Below are 8,429 nucleotides of genomic sequence, written 5' to 3' on the forward strand. Positions count from 1 at the left end.
GTGTAGGACTCGTAGCGCCGCACCGGCTCGGGTATCGGTTCCATCACCGCTCCTCGGGCAGTTTCGGTTCGATCAGCTGCGCCACCGTGGCGGCCCGCTGGCAGGCCAGCCTGGTGTCCCGGAAGTTCGTGTTGGTGATGTCCACCTGTGCCGTGGCCTTCCCGCCCGCGGCCAGCAGCACCGCGCAGGTCCCGTCGCCGGATCCCGGCACCTTGATCGCCGCATGCCCGCCGACGGTCGTTTTGGAGCCCCCCGAGGGGTGCAGATCGGTCAGGGCCGCCGTCTCGTCCAGGGTCACGGTGAGGCCGAAGGTGCCCGGCTCGGTCCAGTCGCAGGCCCGGGCGCTGCCGATGGTCTTCGCCCGGCCCGCCGAGGTCAGCCCGGCGGCCGACCGCTCGGCCGGGGTCATCAGCTCGCACGGCGACAGCGCGGCGACCCCGGTCGGCGACGCGGTGACCGGCGGGACGACCGGCTCCGGGCTCGGGCTCGGGCTCTGACTGGTGCCCGGGGCCGCCGCGGGGGAAGCCTTGGCGCCGCACCCGGCGAGCAGGCAGCCGGTGAGCAGGCCGCCCGCGAGCAGCACCGGCAGCGCGGCGTGCCCCCGCTCAGCCGCCATGGCAGTCGACACCGGCGGCGGCCTCGTCGTCGGCGTCGGAGTAGCGCTTGAGCGCCTTGGCGATGTCCGAGCGCACCTTGTCCAGCTCCTGGCCGAAGCGGATGAGCTGGTCGGCCGCGGAGCCGGGCCCGTCGATGCCGTAGCGCGCCATGAAGGCACCGATCTCCTCGGCGTAACCGCCACCCAGTGGGACGGCGCGGCCCAGCACCCTGGCCTCCCGCACCATCTCGCCCACCACGTCCTGCAGTTGCGTGATCTGCTGGAACGCCTGCGCCGCGAGGTCCGGGGACACCGCGAACGCGCCCGCGCCCACCTGCGTGTCGGTCATCGCGCCTCTCCGTAGCGGTCTGCCTCCGCACCGCAGCATACGGGCTCCCGCGCGCGGGATCCATCCTTGAAACGGCGGGCGCGACGCGCGAGGGTTCTCTCACCGGGCCGGCGGGAGTTTGACACACTTGGGCCGGGCCGGGCGGTGCTGGGAGCTGCCGGACCCGGTTGTGAGACGCTTCGGCGCCACTGGCATTACCACTGCAGTGCCACCGCACTACTTTTTCCGGGGGCGTGCGGTCGCACCCGCGTTCGAGCATGCAAAGGGCTTCGGCACCAGGAGGACGAGTGACGTCGAGGACACAGCCCGTGACGCCCGGCGAGTACACCGGCGAGCCGGCATCCGGCCAGCTGCCGTACTACCCGCCGGGGGCGGCCGGACAGGCGGGACGGGGCGCCGTCTCCCTCGACGAGCTGCGCGACACCACGCGGCGGATCGCCGCGAACGTGGAACGGGTGCTCGTCGGCAAACCCGAGGTGGTGCGCATCGCACTGGTCACGCTGCTGGCCGAGGGCCACCTGCTGGTGGAGGACGTGCCGGGGGTGGGCAAGACCTCGCTGGCCAAGGCGCTGGCGCGCTCCATCGACTGCACGGTCAGCCGGATCCAGTTCACCCCCGACCTGCTGCCCAGCGACGTCACCGGCGTGTCCATCTACAACCGCCAGACCGGCGGCTTCGAGTTCCGTCCCGGGCCGGTCTTCGCCAACATCGTGGTGGGCGACGAGATCAACCGTGCCTCGCCGAAGACCCAGTCGGCGCTGCTGGAGTGCATGGAGGAAAAGCAGGTCACGGTCGACACCGCGACCTACCGGCTCGACGATCCCTTCATGGTGATCGCCACGCAGAACCCGATCGAGATGGAGGGCACCTACGCCCTGCCCGAGGCCCAGCGCGACCGCTTCACCGCGCGCGTCTCGATCGGCTACCCGGACCAGCAGGCCGAGCTGGCGATGGTCGACGAGCACGCCGGCCACAACCCGCTGGCCGACCTCAAGCCGGTCTCCGACGGCGACACGGTGAGCCGCCTGGTCCAGACCGTGCGCCAGGTCCACTTCGCCCCCGAGGTGCGGCGCTACGCGGTCGAACTGGCCGCGGCCACCCGCCAGATGCCGGAGATCCGGCTCGGCGCGTCTCCGCGGGCGACCCTGCAACTGGTGCGCGCGGCCCGCGCGCAGGCAGCGCTTTCCGGGCGGGACTACGTGGTCCCGGACGACCTGCACGCGGTCGCGATCCCGGTGCTGGCGCACCGGCTGGTCCTGACCACCGAGGCCCACGCCGCCCGCCGTTCCGCCGCCGACCTCGTGCGGTCGGTGCTGCACCGGGTTCCGGTGCCGCAGGGCGGGCCCGCGGCCGGCCAGGGTCACCGGTAGGCGCCATGCTGCGGTCGCTGTCGGGACTGACCACGCGAGGCCGCTGCCTGCTCGCCGCCGGCGCGGCGGCCGCCGTCTGCGCGGTGGTGCTCAACGAGCGGGACCTGCTGCGGGTCGCGGTGTTCGTGGTGGGCCTGCCCCTGCTGGTGGCGGCGTTCCTCGCGGCCGCGAGGGTGCGGATCGGCGCGAGCCGGAAGCTGCTGCCGGACCGGATCGCGGCGGGCACCACCGGCGAGGTCGAACTCGCCCTGTGGCGCAACGGGAAACTGCCCGCCGGCGAGGTGCTGCTGGAGGACGGCGTGCCCTACGCGCTGGGCTCGCGGCCCCGGTTCGTGGTCGAGCGGCTGCCCGCCGGGCGCGCCGTCGCGCTGCGCTACCCGATCCAGCCGATGCTGCGCGGCATCCAGCAGGTGGGCCCGCTGCGGGCCACCCTGACCGATCCGTTCGGCCTGTGCGAGTTCGACCGCGAGCTGATCGGGCATTCCCGGCTGGTCGTGGTGCCCAGGGTGGTCGAGCTGTGGGGCCTGCCCGGCGGTGCCGGGCTCGGCGCCGGCGACGACGGCAGCGTGCGGCTGCACACCGGGCAGGGCGAGACCGACGTGATCGTCCGGCAGTACCGGCAGGGCGACGACCTGCGCAAGGTGCACTGGCGCTCCACGGCGCGGCGGGACGAGATCATGGTCCGGGTCGAGGAGCGGCCGTGGCGCGGCGGCACCACGGTGCTGCTCGACCACCGTGCGGCCGCCCACCACGGGAGCGGGGCGGCGGCCAGCCTGGAGTGGGCGATCTCCTTCGCCGCCAGCGTCTGCCTGCACATGCGGCGCGCCGGTCACCGCATCCGGCTGGTCACCGAGCACGGGAAGGTGCTCGCCGACGCGCCGGGCCACGAAGGCGACAGCAGCACCATCGACAACGTCGTCCTGGACGCGCTCGCCGTGCTGCAGCCGGCGCACCAGCGCGACCTCACCACCGGGCACGACCCGGCCGAAGGGCAGGAGCTGATCGCCATCCTGGGTACGGTGAGCAACGAGGCCGTCAGCGAACTGGCGCGGTTCCGCCCCCGGGGCAGCCGCAGCCTCGCGGTACTGCTCGACACGCCGGCCTTCACCGGCACGGGCGGGGAACGGACCTCGGCCACCGAGGAATCCGCGGCGCTGCTGCGGGCCGCGGGCTGGGGCGTGGTGATCGCCGATCCCACCTCCACCATGCCGCAGGTGTGGGCCGAGCTGTGCCGCACCACCGCGGGCCGCGGTGTCCTGCTGGGCGGTGGCCGGTGACCGCCACCCTGCCCGAGGCCGGCGCCCAGCCGCCCGCGCCCCCGGAACTGCACACCCCGGAGAAACGGTACGTGCAGCGGCCCGCGGCCTGGCGCAGCTCGATCCTCGCCCCGCTCACCGCCGGGCTGGCCACGCTGTGCGCCTCCACCTCGCTCACCGGGGTCGTCGGCGGGTTCGGCTGGCTGGCCTACGTGGCCGTGGTGGTGGTCCTGGTCGCGTCCACCGGCCTCGCCCTGCGCTCGATCCGCACCCCGACCCCGCTGGTCGGCCTGGCCCAGCTCGTCGTGCTGCTGCTGATGGTCACCGGGGTGTTCACCCGCAACGGGATACTGGGGATCATCCCGGGCCCGGCCGCCTTCGGCGAGCTGGACCACGTGCTGACCACGGCGTTCGAGCAGATCCGCACCGCGCTGCCGCCGGTCGAGGCGACCTCCCCGATCCTGTGCCTGGTCACCATCGCGATGGGCATGGTCGCGGTGCTGGTGGACACCCTCGCGGTGGCGGCCTCCGCCCCCGCCGCCACCGGTCTGGTCCTGCTGTGCGTCTACGCCGTGCCGGCTTCGCTGTCGGACAAGATGCTGCCGTGGTGGACGTTCCTGCTGGGCGCTTCGGCCTTCGCCGCGCTGCTGGCCGTGGACGGCAACCACCGGCACCGCCGCTGGCGCAACCGGGACGCGTCGGGGCTCGGCGGTTCCCCCGCCGCGGCTTCGGCCCCGGTCGCGGTGGTGGCACTGGCGCTGGTGATGGGGCTGGTCGCGGGTGCGACGATCACCGCGGTGGGCACCGTGGGCAGGCTGCCCGGCAGCGGCCACGACGGGCCGCCCGGCGGGTCCGGCGGGCTCGGCGTCAACCCGTTCACCTCGTTGCGCGGCATGCTCGACCAGGGCAGCGCGGTGGACCTGTTCCGCGTGCGCGGCCTGGGCAACGACAAGCGGCTGCTGCGCGCGTTCACCCTCGACACCTACCACCCCAACCAGGGCTGGAGCCTGCCGGACGGGCCGATGCCCGCCGGGTTCCCGGCCGAGGGGAGCCTGCCCTCCGCCACCGGTGACAACGGCACCGGGGAGTCCCGCCAGATCCGGATCGAACCGGTCAACTGGGTGGATGTGTGGCTGCCGACCTACGGCGCGCTGCGCGGCCTGCAGGGCATGGGCCCCGGCTGGTACTACGACCCCGTCAGCGGGGCGGTGTTCACCGAACGCAAGCAGCACGTGCCCGCCTACACCGAGGTCGCCTCGCTGGCCGAGCCGAGCAAGGACCAGCTCGAAGCGGTCAGGCTGGGGCCTTCGGACATCCCGGCGGCCTACACCGCGATCAGCGGGGTCGACCCGCGCGTGGTCGCGCTGACCCAGCAGATCACCGCCCATGCCGGGACCACCTTCGACAAGGCCACCGCGATCTGGCGCTACTTCACGGCGGAAAACGGTTTCACCTACGACACGTCGACCGCGGCGGCCGCGGATTCGGACGCTCTGGCCGACTTCCTGCTCAACGGCAAGCGGGGGTTCTGCGAGCAGTTCGCCTCGGCGATGGCGGTGATGCTGCGCGTGCTCGGGATCCCGTCGCGCGTCGCGGTCGGCTTCACCACCGGGGTGCCCCAGGGCGACTACCGGACGATCACCTCACAGGACGCCCACGCCTGGGTCGAGGTCTACTTCGGCAAGCTCGGCTGGGTCGGTTTCGACCCGACCCCGCGGTCCGACGGCCGCGGCTACGTCCCGCCGTACCTGCAGTCGGGCAGCCCGGCGAACGACCCGTCGGCGAAGGACAAGCAGGAGGTGCCGAGCGTGTCCACCGTGCACGCGGCACCCACCGGCGCCCCGACCCCGCAGCAGAACGGCTCCGGGAACAACGGGCAGCAGGCCGCCGGTAACGGCGGCGGCTGGACCGGCTGGGGTCTGCTGGCACTGGCGCTGCTGGCGATCGCGCTGACCGCCGGGGCCCTGCTCGCGGCGCGTCTCGCGCGGGGCAGGCCGCGCTGGCTGCCGCTGGCCGCGGCGGGTGCATGGCTGCTGACGGTGCTGCTGGCGGCGTGGCTGATCCACTGGTCGCTGGCGCTGATCCTGCTGGTGCTCGTGGTGGCAGGGCTGGCCCCGGCCGTCCTGCGGGAGCTCCAGCGGCGGCGGAGGCGCCGGGCGATCACCGCGCGGGAACCGGGCGCGGCGGACGCCGCCTGGGCCGAACTGCTCGACGAATGCGCGGACCGCGGCGTGCCCCTCTCGTCTTCGGACACGGTGCGGGCGGCGGCGAAGAAGGTGGCCCACCAGCACCGCCTGGACGAGACCGGTCAGGACCACCTGCGGACGATGGTCGCCGTCGTCGAACGTTCCTGGTACGCCGAGGAAGGCAGCCGGACCGACGCGGAATTCACGGCCGCGTTCGAAGGTGTGCGGGAGAGCCTGCGCCGCAACGCGCCGATGTCCTGGCGGGGCCGGTTGTTCCCGCGCTCGGTGCTGCGGCGGCGGGGCGGGCGGTAGCGCCCGGCACGCCCGGGAACACCAGGGCGGCAGCACACATCAGGGCGGCAAAAGCGGCCGGCTCCCTGCCCGTGAGGGCGGGAGCCGGCCGCGTTCGTCTCGATCGCGGCGGGAAGACTACTGGTCTTCGAACCGCTGCCGGAAGCGTTCTTCCATGCGCTGGGTGAAGGAGCTCTTCGGCTTCGCCCCCGCGCGGCCCCGGGCCTCACCCGCGGGGTGGCGGCCCGACATCATCGCCAGCACGACCCCCAGGAACATCACCAGGAAGCCGAACACGCTGGCCAGCGGCACCTGCGCGACCCACAGCGCCTTGACCATCACGCCCACCACGAGCAGCGCGACCCCGACTACGAACAGCGCGATCCCCTGGATTCGCCGGCGACGGGCGGGCCGGTGGAAACGGGCACCGCGCACCGTAGACGCGAACTTGGGGTCCTCGGCATAGAGCTCGCGCTCGATCTGGTCGAGCAGCCGCTGCTCATGCTCGGAGAGTGGCATCTTTCCTCCTCCGGCACAGCTGTCGCGGGCGCCGGGCCGCGCAACGTCCTGGACCCTATACAGCACACCCCGATCGGGGTGCCACTGTCCAGGATACGAGTCCCGCGCCCGCGCGACTACCCGATCCCGGAGTTACCCGTGCCGCCACCGTGATCAGGGGCGCGCCGTGGCGGCCTGGCCGGTCCCCCGGGCAGCAGGGAAGCCGGCCGCACGGCCGCCGAACCGAACTTCGACCGCGCCACGTCCGCGGCGACCTCCGCTTCACGCCATCGTGGCTCGGCGCGCCCGAAGCTGAGCTGTTCGGGCTCACCGGCCCCGGTCAGCCCTTCCACGCGCACCCCGATGAGCCTGACCTCGGCGCCCGCGACCGCCTCCGTGAGCAGCGCCACCGCGGTCGTGTGGATCACGCGCGCCACGTCCGTGGCCGGGGACAGGGTGCGCGCCCTGGTGATCGTCTTGAAGTCGGCGAAGCGCACCTTGATCGACACCGTGCGGCCACGGAGCTGTTTCGCCCGCAGGCTCGCCGCCACCCGCTCGGACAGGCGCAGCAACTCCCGTTCCAGCACCGCGGGGTCGCGCTGGTCGGTGTCGAAGGTGCGTTCCGCCCCGATCGACTTGTCCGGCGCGTCCACCACCACGCCCCGCTCGTCCCGTCCGTTGGCCAGGGCGTGCAGGTGTTCGGCGGCGGCCGCACCGACCGCCCGGCGCAGCCGCTGCGGCGGGGTGGCGGCGATCTGGGCGACCGTGCCCAGCCCGAGCCGCCGCAGGCTCTCCTCGGTGCGCTTGCCCACCCCCCACAGCGCCGAGATCGGCAGCGGGTGCAGGAACTGCAGGGTCTGCGCGACCGGCACCACCACCACACCGTCCGGTTTGGCCATCCCGGAGGCGAGCTTGGCGACGAACTTGACGCCCGCGACCCCCACGGAGCAGGTGATGCCGTGCTCGTCCCGCACGCGCCGCCGGACGAGCTCCGCCAGCTCCGCCGGGGTGGCGCGCAGGCGCCGCAGCGCCCCGCTGACATCCAGGAAGGCCTCGTCCAGGCTCAGCGGTTCGACCAGCGGGGTCAGCTCGCGGAAGATCGCCATCACCCCGCGGGAGACCTCGCCGTAGAGCCCGTGCGTCGGCGGGATGAACACCGCGTGCGGGCAGAGCCTGCGTGCCACCGCGACCGGCATCGCGGCCCGTACCCCGAACTCCCGGGCCGGGTAGTTGGCCGAGGTGACCACCGAACGCGGCCCCGCCCCGGCCACGATCACCGGTTTGTCCGCCAGTTCCGGCCTGGTGCGCAGCTCGACGGCGGCGAAGAAGGCATCCATGTCGACGTGCAGCAGACCGCAACCGGTGTCGTCCGGCGTGTGGTGCGCGGAGACCCGGAAGCGTTCGTGCCCGGCGGGCAGGCCGGCGTTTCGTCCCATCGGCGGTGAGCCTAACCGCCCCCACCGACAGTTCCGCTCACTCCGCCCGGCGGGCCAGGACGTGCAGGCGGGTGGCGATGTCGCGCAGGGTCGGGACGCCGCACGCCGCCGCCTCGAACCCGGTGAGCTCCTCCCCGGTGAACTCGGCGGCCTCGGCCTCCCCGAGGGAGTCGGACACCACGCCATCGCCCTGCAGCAGTGCGACCCGCAGTCCCGCGGCCTCCAGCAGCGCGGTGAGCCCCGCGGTATCGAACCGGCGCAGGAGCGTCTCGCCCTCGCCCGCCAGCACGCCGTCCGCCCCGGTCAGCAGCCGCCGGGCCTCCCCCAGCCGTCCGGCCAGTGCGCGGTGCAGCACGGCCGCGTACCGGTTGGCGGCCAGCACCGACACGGCACCGGCGTCCGACACCGTGCGGGCCAGCACCGCGGCCACCGCCGCGGGGTCGTCGAC

The 8,429-nt window shown here is 73.7% G+C and carries 7 protein-coding genes and 1 pseudogene; 3 read left to right on the plus strand and 5 right to left on the minus strand.

What is annotated here, in order from left to right; all coding sequences use genetic code 11:
* Positions 1-43: 43 nt before the first annotated feature.
* On the minus strand, positions 44-616 hold the full coding sequence (locus tag FNH05_RS25445; RefSeq protein ID WP_144591235.1) for a DUF3558 family protein: 573 nt from the start codon (positions 614-616) through the stop codon (positions 44-46).
* Positions 606-944, minus strand: coding sequence for a hypothetical protein (locus tag FNH05_RS25450; RefSeq protein WP_144591236.1), 339 nt, complete (start codon positions 942-944; stop codon positions 606-608). Before FNH05_RS25450 ends, FNH05_RS25445 begins: the two co-directional genes overlap by 11 nt.
* Before the next feature lie 287 nt (positions 945-1,231).
* On the opposite strand from FNH05_RS25450, the gene FNH05_RS25455 reads away from it, so the two are divergent.
* From FNH05_RS25455 to FNH05_RS25465, 3 genes are read left to right on the plus strand one after another with little or no spacing between them, the layout of a single operon-like run.
* The gene (locus FNH05_RS25455) at positions 1,232-2,314 is read left to right on the plus strand and encodes an AAA family ATPase (RefSeq protein WP_186382729.1); all 1,083 of its coding nucleotides are present in this window, start codon (positions 1,232-1,234) and stop codon (positions 2,312-2,314) included.
* A 5-nt stretch (positions 2,315-2,319) separates the two neighbouring features.
* Positions 2,320-3,591 carry a DUF58 domain-containing protein gene (locus FNH05_RS25460; protein ID WP_144591237.1) on the plus strand — a complete coding sequence of 424 codons (1,272 nt, stop codon included), beginning with the start codon at positions 2,320-2,322 and terminating at the stop codon, positions 3,589-3,591.
* The gene (locus FNH05_RS25465) at positions 3,588-6,068 is read left to right on the plus strand and encodes a transglutaminase TgpA family protein (RefSeq protein ID WP_246127939.1); all 2,481 of its coding nucleotides are present in this window, start codon (positions 3,588-3,590) and stop codon (positions 6,066-6,068) included. Before FNH05_RS25460 ends, FNH05_RS25465 begins: the two co-directional genes overlap by 4 nt.
* Before the next feature lie 117 nt (positions 6,069-6,185).
* Here FNH05_RS25465 and FNH05_RS25470 read toward each other — a convergent pair whose 3' ends face one another.
* From FNH05_RS25470 to FNH05_RS38265, 3 genes and pseudogenes are all read right to left on the minus strand, one after another.
* Positions 6,186-6,566 (minus strand): DUF3040 domain-containing protein, encoded by a 381-nt coding sequence (locus FNH05_RS25470; RefSeq protein ID WP_144591238.1) that lies wholly within the window; start codon positions 6,564-6,566, stop codon positions 6,186-6,188.
* Positions 6,567-6,682: 116 nt separating this feature from the next.
* Positions 6,683-7,981 carry a DNA polymerase IV gene (gene dinB, locus FNH05_RS25475; RefSeq protein ID WP_144591239.1) on the minus strand — a complete coding sequence of 433 codons (1,299 nt, stop codon included), beginning with the start codon at positions 7,979-7,981 and terminating at the stop codon, positions 6,683-6,685.
* A 37-nt stretch (positions 7,982-8,018) separates the two neighbouring features.
* A pseudogene (locus FNH05_RS38265) lies at positions 8,019-8,429 on the minus strand (SAM-dependent methyltransferase); the annotation flags it as partial.

It is taken from the genome of Amycolatopsis rhizosphaerae, assembly GCF_007713715.1.
Lineage (GTDB): Bacteria > Actinomycetota > Actinomycetes > Mycobacteriales > Pseudonocardiaceae > Amycolatopsis_E > Amycolatopsis_E rhizosphaerae.

Bases quoted from the DNA above. Each gene is read 5' to 3' on its own strand.
- FNH05_RS25470 (WP_144591238.1), bottom strand. From the start codon at position 6,566: ATGCCACTCTCCGAGCATGAGCAGCGGCTGCTCGACCAGATCGAGCGC.
- FNH05_RS25460 (WP_144591237.1), top strand. From the start codon at position 2,320: ATGCTGCGGTCGCTGTCGGGACTGACCACGCGAGGCCGCTGCCTGCTC.
- dinB (WP_144591239.1), bottom strand. From the start codon at position 7,981: ATGGGACGAAACGCCGGCCTGCCCGCCGGGCACGAACGCTTCCGGGTC.
- FNH05_RS25445 (WP_144591235.1), bottom strand. From the start codon at position 616: ATGGCGGCTGAGCGGGGGCACGCCGCGCTGCCGGTGCTGCTCGCGGGC.
- FNH05_RS25450 (WP_144591236.1), bottom strand. From the start codon at position 944: ATGACCGACACGCAGGTGGGCGCGGGCGCGTTCGCGGTGTCCCCGGAC.